Origin of the sequence: Kiloniella sp. (genome assembly GCF_048270245.1) — a bacterium.
GTDB lineage: Bacteria > Pseudomonadota > Alphaproteobacteria > Kiloniellales > Kiloniellaceae > Kiloniella.
Genome location: NZ_JBLWTH010000001.1, coordinates 671,551 through 685,863 on the forward strand (window position 1 = coordinate 671,551; position 14,313 = coordinate 685,863).

14 protein-coding genes are annotated in these 14,313 nt (G+C 46.1%); 6 read left to right on the plus strand and 8 right to left on the minus strand.

Features of this window, described 5'->3' with window-relative positions:
* Window positions 1-240 precede the first annotated feature (240 nt).
* From ACN0W5_RS03165 to ACN0W5_RS03180, 4 genes are read right to left on the minus strand one after another with little or no spacing between them, the layout of a single operon-like run.
* Window positions 241-702, minus strand: a complete 462-nt coding sequence (locus ACN0W5_RS03165; RefSeq protein WP_417452792.1) for a PAS domain-containing protein — start codon at window positions 700-702, stop codon at window positions 241-243.
* 19 nt (window positions 703-721) lie between these two features.
* Entirely contained in the window at window positions 722-2,233 is a 1,512-nt protein-coding gene (locus tag ACN0W5_RS03170) for a UbiD family decarboxylase (RefSeq protein ID WP_417452793.1), read from the minus strand.
* 9 nt (window positions 2,234-2,242) lie between these two features.
* A complete protein-coding gene (locus ACN0W5_RS03175; RefSeq protein ID WP_417452794.1) occupies window positions 2,243-2,692 on the minus strand; it encodes an NfeD family protein in 450 nt (149 codons plus the stop codon).
* A 5-nt stretch (window positions 2,693-2,697) separates the two neighbouring features.
* Complete coding sequence (locus ACN0W5_RS03180) at window positions 2,698-3,669, minus strand: SPFH domain-containing protein (RefSeq protein WP_417452795.1); 972 nt, start codon at window positions 3,667-3,669, stop codon at window positions 2,698-2,700.
* A 310-nt stretch (window positions 3,670-3,979) separates the two neighbouring features.
* Here ACN0W5_RS03180 and ACN0W5_RS03185 point away from each other — a divergent pair, with 310 nt between their 5' ends.
* The 4 genes from ACN0W5_RS03185 to speE all read left to right on the plus strand — a co-directional run bounded on the left by ACN0W5_RS03185 (window position 3,980) and on the right by speE (window position 6,505).
* Window positions 3,980-4,177, plus strand: a complete 198-nt coding sequence (locus ACN0W5_RS03185; RefSeq protein ID WP_162200100.1) for a DUF4170 domain-containing protein — start codon at window positions 3,980-3,982, stop codon at window positions 4,175-4,177.
* 12 nt (window positions 4,178-4,189) lie between these two features.
* Entirely contained in the window at window positions 4,190-4,951 is a 762-nt protein-coding gene (locus ACN0W5_RS03190) for a hypothetical protein (protein WP_417452796.1), read from the plus strand.
* 151 nt (window positions 4,952-5,102) lie between these two features.
* On the plus strand, window positions 5,103-5,660 hold the full coding sequence (gene speD / locus ACN0W5_RS03195) for an adenosylmethionine decarboxylase (protein ID WP_417452797.1): 558 nt from the start codon (window positions 5,103-5,105) through the stop codon (window positions 5,658-5,660).
* Complete coding sequence (gene speE, locus ACN0W5_RS03200) at window positions 5,657-6,505, plus strand: polyamine aminopropyltransferase (RefSeq protein WP_417452798.1); 849 nt, start codon at window positions 5,657-5,659, stop codon at window positions 6,503-6,505. Before speD ends, speE begins: the two co-directional genes overlap by 4 nt.
* Window positions 6,506-6,557: 52 nt before the next feature.
* Here speE and pabB read toward each other — a convergent pair whose 3' ends face one another.
* From pabB to ubiA, 3 genes are all read right to left on the minus strand, one after another.
* Complete coding sequence (gene pabB, locus ACN0W5_RS03205; RefSeq protein WP_417452799.1) at window positions 6,558-8,396, minus strand: aminodeoxychorismate synthase component I; 1,839 nt, start codon at window positions 8,394-8,396, stop codon at window positions 6,558-6,560.
* Between the two features lie 187 nt (window positions 8,397-8,583).
* Window positions 8,584-9,258 carry a class I SAM-dependent methyltransferase gene (locus ACN0W5_RS03210; RefSeq protein ID WP_417452800.1) on the minus strand — a complete coding sequence of 225 codons (675 nt, stop codon included), beginning with the start codon at window positions 9,256-9,258 and terminating at the stop codon, window positions 8,584-8,586.
* An 11-nt stretch (window positions 9,259-9,269) separates the two neighbouring features.
* Window positions 9,270-10,214: a 4-hydroxybenzoate octaprenyltransferase gene (gene ubiA / locus ACN0W5_RS03215; RefSeq protein WP_417452801.1), complete on the minus strand. Its 945-nt coding sequence runs from the start codon at window positions 10,212-10,214 to the stop codon at window positions 9,270-9,272.
* Window positions 10,215-10,309: 95 nt separating this feature from the next.
* Here ubiA and ACN0W5_RS03220 point away from each other — a divergent pair, with 95 nt between their 5' ends.
* Both ACN0W5_RS03220 and ACN0W5_RS03225 read left to right on the plus strand, forming a co-directional pair.
* Window positions 10,310-11,101, plus strand: coding sequence for a 16S rRNA (uracil(1498)-N(3))-methyltransferase (locus tag ACN0W5_RS03220; protein WP_417452802.1), 792 nt, complete (start codon window positions 10,310-10,312; stop codon window positions 11,099-11,101).
* 57 nt (window positions 11,102-11,158) lie between these two features.
* Entirely contained in the window at window positions 11,159-12,523 is a 1,365-nt protein-coding gene (locus ACN0W5_RS03225) for a glutamate--cysteine ligase (RefSeq protein ID WP_417452803.1), read from the plus strand.
* Window positions 12,524-12,754: 231 nt separating this feature from the next.
* Here the strand turns inward: ACN0W5_RS03225 and tldD are convergent, their stop codons facing one another.
* Entirely contained in the window at window positions 12,755-14,185 is a 1,431-nt protein-coding gene (tldD, locus tag ACN0W5_RS03230; RefSeq protein WP_417452804.1) for a metalloprotease TldD, read from the minus strand.
* Window positions 14,186-14,313: the final 128 nt, after the last annotated feature.

Here is a 14,313-nt window from a genome sequence, read left to right on the forward strand (position 1 = left end):
TTGTGTTGCAAAATTCACTTGGCCCATGGTTGGGCAGCTTGTTTTATTGTTTGATGAAGTAAACATATTGCGGTTCCAGTTAATTCCGAGCTGCGAATAGCATAAACCCCGGCACTCTCATTCAGGAGGCCGGGTTAATAAGTCGCTCTAGTAGGCTCAGAATTTTTCCGCTTTTTGTCATGGCTAATAAGATGCGTTGCATTTTATCCGGGGTCAAGTGAAGAATTGGAAATCAATTTGTCAATGTAACCTGCTGTGGTCTTTCAGAAAATCAACGCCAATGAAAAGCATATTTACGTTTTTACCATCAGCAGACAGCGGCAGAATAATATCTTCGATAAATTTAAACTCTTTATACTTCCCAAGGTAAGGTGGGTTAGCGATTACAGGGCGTTTGTTGGCGACAGCATCTTCAAGAAAGCTCCAGAGTTTGCTGGGCTTTTTCTGGTGTGGTATTTGCGACATCCATGTACCTGCAGGATTTTGGTTTATATGGCTCACAATTTCTGATCCAACTAATCTGTATCTGAAATCCAGAGGTTCGGCCTGGACTTCATGAATTAAGATGTTGGGTAACAGATGGCCCAGATCTGCGGGGTCCAGATCAACCCGCGCAGGCATTAACTTGTCGCCTTTTTGTTGGTTCCAGTACTGATAGATTTCAAAATTTTTAACAGATTTTAATTTCTGTGGATCAAACACTTAATTTTCTTTCAGTACGTTATTTTTTCCAGATGGCTTTGCCAGAACCGGGAAGGCCTAGATCGGCCCACATATCATCGACCTTATCGATAACATCTTGATCCATTCTGATTTCTTCGCCCCATTCGCGTTTTGTTTCAGGCTCCCATTTGTCTGTTGCATCCAGACCAATCTTGGATCCCAAACCGCTTTCAGGTGAGGCAAAGTCGAGATAATCGATTGGAGTTCCTTCGATAACCGTGATGTCCCGCGCGGGGTCCATTTTGGTTGATACCGCCCACATTACATCTTTCCAATCGCGGGCATTAATGTCGTCATCAACAACAATAACCCACTTTGTATACATGAATTGGCGTAGATACGACCAAACACCAAGCATGACGCGTTTGGCATGCCCGGGGTATGCCTTCTTCATGGAAACGACAGCAATCCGATAGCTACATCCTTCGGGCGGGAGCCAGAAATCACTAATCTCTGGAAACTGCTGTTGAATGAGAGGGATGAACACCTCGTTCAGGGCTTCACCTAAAACGGATGGCTCATCAGGTGGGCGTCCTGTAAAGGTCGAGAGATAAATTGGGTTTTTCCGCATGGTTATGGCGGTTACGGTGAATACTGGAAAGGGTTCTACAGAATTGTAGTACCCGGTGTGATCACCGTAAGGGCCTTCGTCACCATATTCATCTAGGCTGACAAAGCCTTCCAGAATGATTTCTGCATTCGCAGGAACCTTAAGAGGAACTGTTTTGCAATCAACCAGCTCAACTTTTTTCCCGCGCAACAGACCCGCGAATTGATATTCCGAGAGCGTATCTGGAACAGGCGTTACAGCCGCAATGATTGTACCGGGATCTGAACCAAGAACAACTGCGGCTGGCAAGGGATCGGGCTTCTGGTTTTTCCAACGAGCATAGTGTTGTGCGCCGCCCCGATGTTTGAGCCAGCGCATAAGTGTTTTGTCTTTGCCCAGAACCTGCATTCTATAGATGCCCAGATTATAGACGTCCGTTTTTTCGTCGCCGGGGCCTTTGGTAACGACAAGTGGCCAGGTAATAAGCGGAGCGGGTTCTCCGGGCCAACAGGTTTGAATTGGCAGCTTTGCTAGATCAATGTCATCGCCAGTCAAAACAACTTCCTGACATGGTGCGGATGAAACGCTTTTCGGCTTCATTGCCATCACTGTTTTGAGCAGAGGCAAATTGCTCCACGCTTCTTTCAAGCTTGCGGGCGGTTCTGGCTGACGGAGAAAAGCAAGGGTTTCACCGACTTCTCTTAATTGTTCGGGGGTTCGTTCCATGCCAAGGGCGACACGTTCGACTGTTCCAAAAAGATTGACCAGGACGGGCATACCATAAGGTGTTCCGTCCTGGTGCACGACGTTTTCAAAAAGGACTGCGGGTCCTTCTTCTGCCAATAACCTTGTTTGTATTTCGGTCATTTCCAGTTCTGGAGATACCGGATGTGAGACTCTGACTAAGCGACCTTGATTTTCAAGGTGAGAAATAAAATCCCGTAACGAGGCGTATGGCATTATATGAAATCATGCTTCTTCTGGTTCAACGATCAAGGCTGTGCCTTCAACGCTGGTTATACTCACCTTCGTACCCTCAGGTAAATCCCTACCTTTGATTTTCCAAAGGACACCATTGACTGTTTCCCGACCCATGCCGTTTTTCAAGCTGGTAGTAAGGGTGAAACTGTATCCAATAAGGTCTGAACCGCGTTTGTTAAGGTTTGGATTATCTGACGCAGGCGGATTTTTGCGTGCATAGATACGCCAAACGGCAACGGAAACAACGGAAAGAACCGCGAAGATAATAATCTGCTTTTCCCAAAGTAAATCGGGGAAAATGTAGAGTAATCCGCCGACAATCCCCGCCGAGATTCCCATCCACAGCGCAATAGCCCCGGGGGCAAAAACTTCAACGGCCAAAAGGAAAAGAGCAAAAATCCACCAGTACCAGAATTCTACGCCAGATAGATCGACCATCTGATTTACACTCCGTCTTTGCTGTCAGTGGACCAAGGCGATTTGGATGATGTTGAGCTGCCATCACCAAGAGCTGCTTTTGCCAGTTCAGCAACACCTGCGATCGAACCAAGAATGCCGGTAGCTTCCATCGGTAGGATCATGGTTTTCTGGTTTGGTGAATCCGCGAACTTGCCAAAGGCTTCGACATATTTTTGGGCGACAAAATAATTAATGGCCTGAATGTCTCCTTCGGCGATTGATTTGGATACTGATTCAGCCGCTTTTGCTTCCGCTTCAGCTTCACGCTCACGGGCTTCGGCATCACGGAAGGCGGATTCTTTACGCCCTTCAGCCTCCAGAATGGCGGATTGTTTAAGGCCTTCAGCTCGAAGAATTTGTGCTTGGCGTACACCTTCTGCTTCGAGAATATTAGCGCGTTTGTCGCGTTCGGCCTTCATCTGACGGGCCATGGATTCAATCAAATCAGCTGGCGGTGTAATATCTTTGATATCAATACGTGTAACCTTCACCCCCCAAGGTGCGGTTGCTTCGTCGACAACCGTAATCAGCTCGGCGTTGATTTTGTCGCGTTGTGATAAAAGCGCATCGAGGTCCATAGATCCCATAACGGTACGTATGTTTGTCATGGTCAGGTTTAGTATTGCACGCTCAAGATTCCTGACTTCATAGGCAGCCATTGCCGCATCGAGAATTTGATAAAAGACAACACCATCAACTTGAACAGAGGCGTTATCTTTGGTGATAACTTCCTGTGATGGAACATCCATAACGGTTTCCATCATGTTAAGCTCGGCACCGACACGGTCAACGATTGGAACAATCAAATTCAATCCGGGAGATAATGTTTTGGTGTATCTGCCAAATCTTTCAATTGTGTATTCAGTTCCCTGAGGTACGGATTTTACCCCCATAAGAACGAGTATGACCGCGAGCACGACGACTGCGATAGCAAAAATGGAAAAAGCCGAAAGCATGTTAACCCCTTAAATGAATTTTTAAAATTTATACAACCTGTGCGATGAGTATAGCGTAAAAAAACAGAAACTGAATTCTTAAATATTCGTATCGTTTATATCGATATTCTAACCTTAAAGCCTTGTTTCTCAAGGATTCTGCAATATGTGTGATTTGTCTTAAGATATTTTTATTCACTTTTTTAAGCATTTTTCTGAATTTTTTTCTATTACTCTTTTGTTAAGGGGCCTATAGTACCCAGAAGTGCGTATGTACCGAGACAATTTCGGCGATTAGTATAGAGTAACAGTAATGGCACAACAGTTTTTTGTGGTAGGCGGCGAATATGCAGATACTTCTTTCTGCGAAGCCGTTGGGGGGGACGAAGAGTGGATCGGCCCGTTTGCAGATTATGAATCCGCAAAAAAAGAGTGGTCACGTAGAGCGTGGTTGACGGTCGATGAGTGCACAACGCGTTTCCGGATTGAGAGAGTCGATAAAGACGCTCCACCGCCCTGTACTGACTAAATAACGTATCTTATGCCCTGGGAACTTCCTTGTGACCAGAGTGATAGGCTTCGCTTGGCAAAAGGGTATCCCTTTATTGCCCCGCAAACGTCATATCTATTTGTAGATGGGCGAAGTGAAGACTTCTCTAAAGTTACTGAGTACGGGATCAAACTTTCAGATCGAAAAGCTGTTATTGCACATGGCTCAAACCGTGCACCAGAACAGTTGTCGCGGAAGTTTGTTGGGCATCCTTCGGGGCAAGATCCGATTCCCTTAACGGCTATTTGGCTGCATGATCATGATGTGGTCTATTCCGCACACGTTGCGCGCTATGGGTCCGTTGCTGCCGAACTGGTATATTGTCCTGGAACGAGTGTTCAGGTTTTTCTGACATGGTTAACCGATGATCAGCTCGTCCGTATGCATGAAACCGAGTTGCCGGGTGGCAACTATTCCTATGGACATGTTCAATGCCAATGGGATTCGTCTGAAAATCATGATTTGCCGACTGATCCCAATCGTCTCGCCGTTTATCGTAGCTCGTTTGGGGCGTTCAATTTCCATGGCAACCCACTTGCCTTAAACGCAATACCAGCACGAAACCGCAGGTATGATGCTCTTGGGCAAGAGGAAGTCTTGAAATTGGTTCACGAGGGACATGGGGCTGACGAAGATCTTGATGATGCAATCTTGAAATCTATCGAAGCATCGCAATATAGAAGCAAGGTTGTGGAAGCTGTCAGAAAACAATCATTGGATGTTTTTCATCCTTTCTATAGTATATCCCGTTAATACGTGCATTCAGTGCAGGTGAGTTTTTTCCTTGCATTTGAAAACGAGGTTCTTTAAGACCGCGCAACATCGTGGCTTTACAGGGGTTTTTTGCATTCGGCATTAAATCGCGATTGAGCCAAAGTCATCTACTGGTTGGGGAGGACGCTAAGTGTCTACTGCACACGCCCTCTTCCAATTGGGGATGGACTTGAATCAAGGTTCAAGCACCACCCAAACGGAAGAAAACGGATCCGCTTGTCGGACTGGTATTGAAACTAAAAATGTCGAAGCTTCGAATGTAGTTGCCTTGGATGAAGAGCAAAAGGATTTCTTCATTGAACGCGACGGAGAGAGGTTTGCCGGCACCCATTTGATCATTGATCTTAAAGGGGCTCGTCGGTTAGATGATTTAAAGTTTGTCGAAAATACCCTTATCGAATGTGTTGAAAGGTCCAAAGCGACCTTACTGCACATACATTTACATCACTTTACCCCTAACGGCGGCGTTTCTGGTGTCGCGGTTTTGGCTGAATCACATATTTCCATTCATACATGGCCCGAAAAAGGCTATGCGGCATTGGATGTGTTTATGTGTGGTGATTCAGAGCCTCACAATTCAATTGATGTTCTGAAAGAAGCTTTTGGTCCAGATGAAGTTCTGGTTGAAGAAATACGCCGTGGAAAAGAAATCAGGACTCAAGAAACGGGTAGGACAGAAACAAAATGAAGGACTGGGTGACAGAAGAGCTGCACGCAGATATCCATTCGAGTTTTCGTGTCAAAGAAGTTCTTTTCGATAATAAAACAGAACATCAGAACCTCGTTATTTATGAAAACGAGATCTATGGTCGGGTTATGGCCTTGGATGGTGTAACCCAAATTACGGAACGGGACGAATTCATATACCATGAAATGCTTGCCCATCTTCCGATCTTCGCCCACGGAGCCGTTAAAAAGGTTCTGATTGTTGGTGGCGGTGATGGGGGCATGCTGGAAGAGGTGCTAAAACATCAAACTGTTGAGAAGGTAACGATGGTCGAGCTTGACCGAACTGTTATCGAACTTAGCAAAGAACATCTTCCTATGATTTGTGGAAATGCGTTTGAAGATCCGCGATTGGATCTTGTGATTAAGGATGGCTGTCTCTTTATGAAGCAGTGTTCGGAAAAATACGATCTTATCATTGTTGATTCGACAGATCCGATTGGTCCTGGGGAAGTTCTCTTTACAGATAATTTCTACACAGATTGTAAATCATGTCTCGAAGAGGGCGGCATTCTTGTCACCCAGAACGGGGTCCCGTTTTTGCAGGCTGATGAGCTGAAATCCACATTGACGTTCTTTAAACCGATCTTTGCGGAGGCCACATGCTATCTCGCTACTGTACCAACCTATGTTGGTGGCCCGATGGCTTTTGGCTGGGGAACGGATCAAAAGGGGTTGAAGGACATTTCATTGGATCAATTAGAAGCGCGCTATAGCTCGGCTGGGATTGAGACCAAGTATTATACGCCAGAGATCCACCGAGCAGCCTTTGCTCTTCCTGGATATGTTCAGAAACTGGTTGCATAATCTAACGGATTAGCCTGTTTCAAGGCGTTCGGTTTATATACGAAGGGAGCTTCTATGCTCCCTTTTCTATTTCCTGCGAAATGCACTGAGCGCGCATTAGATTACGAACCGAATTTCCAAAGAAAACGGTGTCTGCTACTGCCAGATCATCAAGCGATAGAACTTTTTCTGTGATGTCTTTGTAACCTGTTTTGAGCAGGTACGTTCTGAATGTACCATTTAAGACGCCACTGGAAATAGGTGGTGTGAACAGCTTGCCCTCAATTTCGATAAAGACATTTGTGCGTGCGCCTTCTGTGATTTCACCATGTTCGTTGGTGAATAAGACTTCTGTGCAACCTGTGAGCTGATTTTGTCTGGCAAGTTCGTCTTCGTAAAACTCTCGACGGGTTGTTTTATGGTAAAAGAATATATCACTGCTATCGACAGTCTTTTCTGAAACGACATAGCCTATAGGCTTTTGAGGGTCGGGTTGCTCTATTGATGTGGCTGTGACTGTTGTCGAGCCATCTTTATGCAGCAAAAGCCTGACGCGCTGTGTACCCTTGAGCTCTAGGCTTTGCAAAGCCGAACATACATTTTCTTTCTCAAAAGGATAAGCGAAGAAACCTGCAGAATTTTCAAGACGTTCAAGATGTTCTTCAAGAAGGAAATACCCCGTTCCTTCTTCCCATCGTAGTGTTTCTATCAGATCAAAAAGGGGTTTTGCGTATCCTGCCAAATTGCCTGACAGGAACTGTCCTTTGAGAAGGCATTCCTGATATTCAGCTTCAGAACTGGAATCGTACACAATGCCACTACCAATACCCATTTCACCTTTGCCGTTTTTGTCCACCATCAGGGTGCGAATGGCGACATTAAATTTGGTGTTCCCGTTGGGGGCGATATGTCCAATGCTTCCGGTATAGACGCCACGGGGTTGTTCTTCCAATTCGGAAATAATTTCCATTGTACGTACTTTGGGGGCACCGGTTATTGAGCCACAAGGGAAAAGCTGTCGGATCAGATCAACGGGGCTTACCTCGGGCCGAAGTTTCCCGATGATATTTGACGTCATTTGATGCAGAGATCGATAAGTTTCTATCGTAAATAGCTCGGTGACCTCTATGGAACCAACTTCACATACGCGTCCCATGTCGTTTCTCAAAAGATCAACAATCATCAGGTTTTCAGCGCGTGATTTCTCGTCTTTTGTGAGCCAGATTTTATTTTCGTTGTCTTCTTTTGGGCTTTTTCCGCGCTGGACAGTCCCCTTCATTGGCCGGGTCCGTGCTTTGGGCCCTTGCGTTGACAGGAATATTTCAGGGGATAGAGAGAGAATAGTATGGTGACCTGTTTCAATATAGGCACCATTGCTGACATTCTGTCGCTGCCTGAGTTCCTGAAATAAGGCTATTGGGTCGCCGGATATATCAAAACGATGTTTGAATGTGTAGTTAACCTGATAGGTGTCGCCGGCTGCGATATAATCCTGAACTTTGTGAATGGCGGTGCAATAGCTTTGCTCATCCATTGAAGGTTTCAGGTTTGTTAGGTTGTAATCACCGGACCGTTGTTTTGCGAGGAACTTATGTGCTTCTACCGGCTTAAGTGAGACTGCTTCTTCGAAGGATCCAAACCACAGTAAAGGAACATTACGGCTTGTGTCCGGTGGTAATAAACACGAAAGCTTGTCTTCGAGAAGGTAGCCTAACTCATAAGATAAAAAGCCAGCTAAGTGCTTTCCTGCTTTTCTTTCCCGATCCATCAAAGCGAAAGTTGCATTTAGTTCTTCGGGACTATCACAGCTAATGATATTACTTGGATTGATGAACAAAACCGAACCTTTGCCAGAGAGCGTGTCATCCAGCAGTACAAATGGTTTTTCTTGCTTTTGTAGATACTCGTTCATCAGGCCAACAGTTGGTTCAATTTAGCAAGAGAGCTTTAGCGCGCTCTTGCATTAAGGTCTAGTTTTAAGCGTACTTGTCAGAGGTTATCGTCAAAAAAGAAGATGTAATCTTATTCCAAACTCAGCAGCAGTCAGATAGCGCCTTGTTATAATGCGAAACCGTAGCCAGAAAAAGATTAATGCATTTTTATGATGATTTTTCATTCTTATAGAATTCCCAAACGCAGGCATTTCGTACATCGGTATCTTCCAAGGAAGAGGATGTTTGGACGCCATAAGCGATTAATTTTTTTAATCCTGATTTAGGCAGGTAGGTTCTTCCTGGATCCCCCATAAGAACAATTACGCCTGTTTTATAAAGTTGCCAAAGCCATGATGTTATCTCTTTGGCCATGGGTTCATCGTAACAAACATCACCTGCGAGGATCACGTCCCAACCTTGGTTGTCTTTTCCCACCAAATTCTCGGATGTTGTTGCGAGGCTTACTTTGTTCTGTTTAGCGTTCAATTGTGTGGCGGCGATTGCAAAGGAATCAATGTCAGCAGCAAGGACTGTCTTTGCCCCTGACATCTTTGCTGCTATGGCTTGTATGCCACATCCACAAGCAAAATCGAGAACGCGTTTGCCCCGGACAATGCTAGGGTTATCCAGAATGTATTGAGAGAGAGCTTGGCCACCAGCCCAAGCAAAAGCCCAGAAGGGTGTGGGAAGTTTTAGCCTATCTAGCTCTTCTTCGCCCAGTTGCCAAAGTGGTAGATCCTGACAGGCCAGATAAAGTTCTATTTTATCCCCAAGAAGTGGCGTCGCCGTTGGTCGAGTGTTTCGGACGATAAAATTTTTGGGGTCGGATATCTGCGTCATTTAATGTTGGGTTATTTGATTGTCGCGGCAAGATAGATCCCGGCGAGAAAAATCCACCCGATATTTCTATTGGATTTGAACTTGTTTAAGCAGTCGGCCGGATCATCAATCCGAACGGTAGCCGCTTGCCAGAAGAAATGGGAGGCCAAACCTGCAACTCCAAGCCAAAAAGGCCATTGTAACCCCATAATAAATCCTGCTGTGGCAAAGCAGAGCGTACAAATGCTGTAAAAGAGCACGAGCCAATACTTTGTTTTGTTTCCCAGTTTCAATGCGGTGGATTTCACGCCGACCAATGCATCGTCCTCTTTATCCTGATGTGCATAAATAGTGTCGTACCCAAGCGTCCAGGCAATCCCGCCGATATAAATGAGAAGAGGAGGGAGGCTGAGGTCGCCTCGTACAGCGGCCCAACCAACCAAGGCACCCCAGTTGAAGGTCAGGCCAAGCCATGCTTGGGGCCAATAGGTTATGCGCTTCATAAAGGGATAGCAGATCACCAGCAATATGGCTGATGAGGCCAAAATAATGGTGTAAGTGTTGAACTGAGATAACACCGCAAGACCGATGGCAAGTTGAAGGGCAAGGAAGGCCGTGGCTTGCTTCATGGAAAGCTCACCACTAGCCAAGGGGCGTGTGGCGGTACGTGCTACCTTCTTGTCATACTCTCGATCAGCCATATCGTTGATGGTGCAGCCCGCGCCCCTCATTGTAAGGGCGCCGATTGCAAAGAGTGCCATGAAATAGAGAGGGGCAAAGGGGCTGCCGATTTGATAACCGGGCGCACTGGTTGCGAGCAACATCGACCACCAGCAGGGGAAGAGTAATAACCAAGTTCCAATCGGCCTATCGAGTCTTGCCAGACGTAGATATGGTCGGGTCCATGCGGGAGATATTCTGATGATTAAACGATCATTCGCGATGTCACTAGCATTGTCGCTGGCATTATTGGTCATATCGGCGTTGTGTTATCTCTTTTGTGGGTGTTATCTACTTGTTTAATTATGAGTGATACACCTGAAGTACTGCTTTGTGAAGGTAGGTTCGAGAGATGGAACGTGTTGTAACCAGACTCTATGTGGAAGAAAGCTTGAGCCAAGGGGCGACTGTCGGCCTTGATGCTGCGGGTGCGCATTACCTGCGGTCTGTCTTACGACTTAACACGGGCGCACGAATCGGTCTTTTTAATGAGCGAGACGGCGAATGGCTTGGTGTGATCGAGGGATTGGGCAAGGGATGGTGTTCGTTACAGATACAAGAGCAACGTCGCAAACCTGCACCGGAACCTGATATTTGGCTGGTATTTGCGCCAATTAAGCGTTCGAGGATAGATTTTCTTGCTGAAAAAGCTGGGGAGCTTGGTTGTTCACGCATCTTGCCTGTTTTTACCCGTTACACGGATGTTAAGCGAATTAACCGTGATCGCCTTGCGGCGCACGCAAAGGAATCAGCGGAACAATGTGAACGCTTATCAGTCACAGAAGTTGATGATGCCATATCATTGGACAAGCTCATCGATAATTGGCCTGATGATAGGCGTTTAATGGTTTGTGCGGAATTTGGTGATGCAAAGCCTATTGCAGAAACTCTAACAGAAATACTGGTTAAAGAGCCAGATGCCGGTCAACGCCCTTGGGCGGTATTAATCGGTCCGGAAGGTGGTTTTGCTGAAGAAGAGCTTGAAGCTCTTCGTCGCCTTCCTTATGTGACACCAATAGGTCTTGGTCCAAGAGTACTTCGGGCTGATACCGCTGCTGTTGCAGCCCTGTCATGTTGGCAGGCAATATTAGGAGATGGGGGTATGCGCCCACCAAAAGGTACAACGCCGGTCACGGTTGCTTGAATTCAGGCAATTCTGAGTTTTTATTTTAAACGATGACCGAATAAATGGAATTTAAATATGTCCGACGCTTCTTCCTCATCAACCGTAATTACGGATAAAGCCCAACTGATTTCCTATCTGGAAAGTGGTAACAAACCTAAAGATCAATGGCGTATTGGGACAGAGCATGAAAAGTTCGCTTTTTGTGATGAGACTTTTAAATCACTGAAATATGATGGTGAAAAGTCAATCAAGATGATCCTCGAAGGTCTTGCCAATCGATTTGGCTGGACCCCGGGCTATGAAGGCGACAATATCATTGCGCTAACAGATAGCGGAGCTTCGGTCACATTGGAACCTGGTGGGCAACTTGAGCTTTCTGGTGCTCCTTTGGAGACAGTGCACGATACCTGCCGTGAAGTGCACTCTCACCTGCATCAGGTTAAGGAAATTACCGAACCGCTTGGTATTCATATGCTTGGAATGGGATTCAATCCGAAATGGGGGCAGGAAGGCGTCAATTGGATGCCAAAGGGCCGATACAAGATTATGCGCGAATATATGCCAAAACGCGGTAATCTCGGTTTGGATATGATGACGTTAAGCTGCACTGTTCAGGTTAATCTGGATTTTTCCAGCGAACAGGACATGATCCACAAATTTCGTACCAGCTTGGCATTACAGCCTATTGCGACGGCCCTTTTTGCGAACTCTCCTTTTAGCTATGGCAAACCCAACGGGTTCTTGAGCTATCGTAGTCATTTGTGGACCGATACCGATCCTGATCGCTGTGGTATGCTTTCCTTTGTGTTCGAAGATGGTATGAGTTTTGAACGCTATGTCGATTACGTTCTCGATGTGCCAATGTATTTTGTATATCGCGATGGTAAATATTTGGATGCCAGCGGTGAATCGTTCCGTGATTTTATGCAGGGAAAATTGAAAATACTCCCCGGTGAACTACCAACGTTAAAAGATTGGGATGACCATATTACGACGGCTTTTCCCGAAGTGCGGATGAAAAAATTCCTTGAAATGCGCGGTGCTGACGGTGGCCCGTGGAAATCTCTGTGTGCTTTACCTGCTTTGTGGGTTGGCCTGCTTTATGATCAATCAGCGCTGGATGCCGCATGGGATCTGGTGAAAGACTGGACCGATGAAGAGCGCCAATTGTTGAGAGCGGAAGTCCCGGCCAAGGGCTTGTCTGCGGTCGTCCGTGGCCAGAAACTTCAAGGTTTGGCAGAGGAAGTCGTAAAAATAGCAGCCAGCGGTCTTGAGAACAGAGGACGTATTGATGGCCAAGGGCGTGATGAAGTTCACTTCCTTAATACGTTGATGGAGACAGCTGAAAGCGGTGTTACCCCAGCGGAAGAAAAGCTCAAAGCTTATTATGAACGCTGGAATGAATCCGTTGACCCTGCATTTATTGAGTATGCTTATTAAGTAAGCTCTCACGGTTAAGTGAGATACTCGACGCAGTTAAGTGACTTAACTTAAAAGCTGATTACTCTTTATGTGAGTGATCAGCTTTTTTGAAAAGATCGCAAAAAAAAAGCCCCGGAATTAACCGGGGCATTAAGATATCGATACAAGGGTCGATAGGAGGTTGCATCTAAAATACTACTTAGAATTGAGTTAAGAAAGGATTAATTTACAATTCAAGTGTTCTTTGGTTTAAGCCGTGCCGCCAACAGTAATGCCATTGATCAAAAGAGTGGGCTGTCCAACACCAACGGGAACGCCTTGGCCGTTTTTGCCGCAAGTACCAACGCCATCATCCATTTCCATATCGTTACCAACCATGGAAATTTTTTGCATGGCATCAGGACCGTTTCCAATTAAAGTGGCACCTTTTACAGCTTCCCCGACAATACCGTCTTTGACTTTATAAGCTTCCGTGCAGGCAAAAACGAATTTACCTGACGTGATGTCGACCTGACCGCCGCCAAAATTCACTGCGTAAATGCCATCCTTCACAGATTTAAGCATTTCCTTGGGGTCGTGTTCGCCGTTCAGCATCACTGTGTTTGTCATCCGTGGCATTGGAATGTGGGCATAGCTTTGTCGACGACCGTTGCCTGTAGAATTTTCGCCCATCAATCGGGCGTTTTGACGATCCTGCATGTAGCCAACAAGAATACCGTCTTCAATCAGGGTTGTACATTGAGACGGCGTGCCTTCGTCATCAACCGAGATTGATCCGCGACGATCTGCTATGGTGCCGTCATCGACAATAGTAACACCTTTAGAGGCAACGCGTTCTCCAATGCGGTCACTAAAGGTTGATGTTTTTTTACGGTTGAAATCACCTTCCAGACCATGACCAACAGCTTCGTGCAGTAGAATTCCAGGCCACCCAGGACCAAGAATGACCTGCATTTCACCAGCGGGTGCGGGAACAGCATCCAAATTAACAAGTGCTCGTCGAATGGCCTCGTCAGTTCCTTTTTGCCAATAAGCTGGATCAAGCAGGCTGTCATAAACAAAGCGGCCACCGCCACCATAGGATCCACTTTCCATCTTGTCACCTTGGGCAACAGTGACTGAAATGTTTAGACGTACCAGCGGGCGGATATCAGCAACTTTGTGTGCGTCAGCGCGAATAATCTGTACGGCTTGCCATTCGCCGGAAATAGATGCGCTAACCTGAACTACTCGAGAATCCTTTGCGCGGGCATAGGCATCAATATCATTGAGCACTTTGATTTTGGTTTCAAAAGCACAGGCAGATAGAGGGTTGTCTTCGGTGTAAAGCGCTGAGTTTGTTCCTTGTGGCGAACCTGCCATAGTGCCGGAATGTCCGCTGTGAACGGCTTGAACTGTATTCACCGCGCGTTTTATGGCCTCTTCACTCAGGTCGCTTGCATGGGCATAGCCAGCACTGTCACCAGCAATTGCACGAAGTCCAAATCCTTGAGATGTGTCAAAGCTGGCGTTTTTCAGTCGTCCATCGTCGAAAACCATACCTTCGGATTGGCGGTATTCAAGATAGAGCTCGCCATCGTCGGCACCTGTTAGGGCATTGTTGACAATGTTTTCCAGCCGCTTTTGATCAAGATCGGTGCGGTTGAAAAAAAGATCGTCGGTTGTGGCAATGTAGCTCATAAATGGATTCCTTTAATATACCTTTGCAGACAATATAGGTGCTCAATGTGAGAAGGCCAATGATCTTGACTTCCAAATTAAAGAGAATCTTGTCAAACTTCATTTTGTCAAAAGGCAAAAAACGCTTC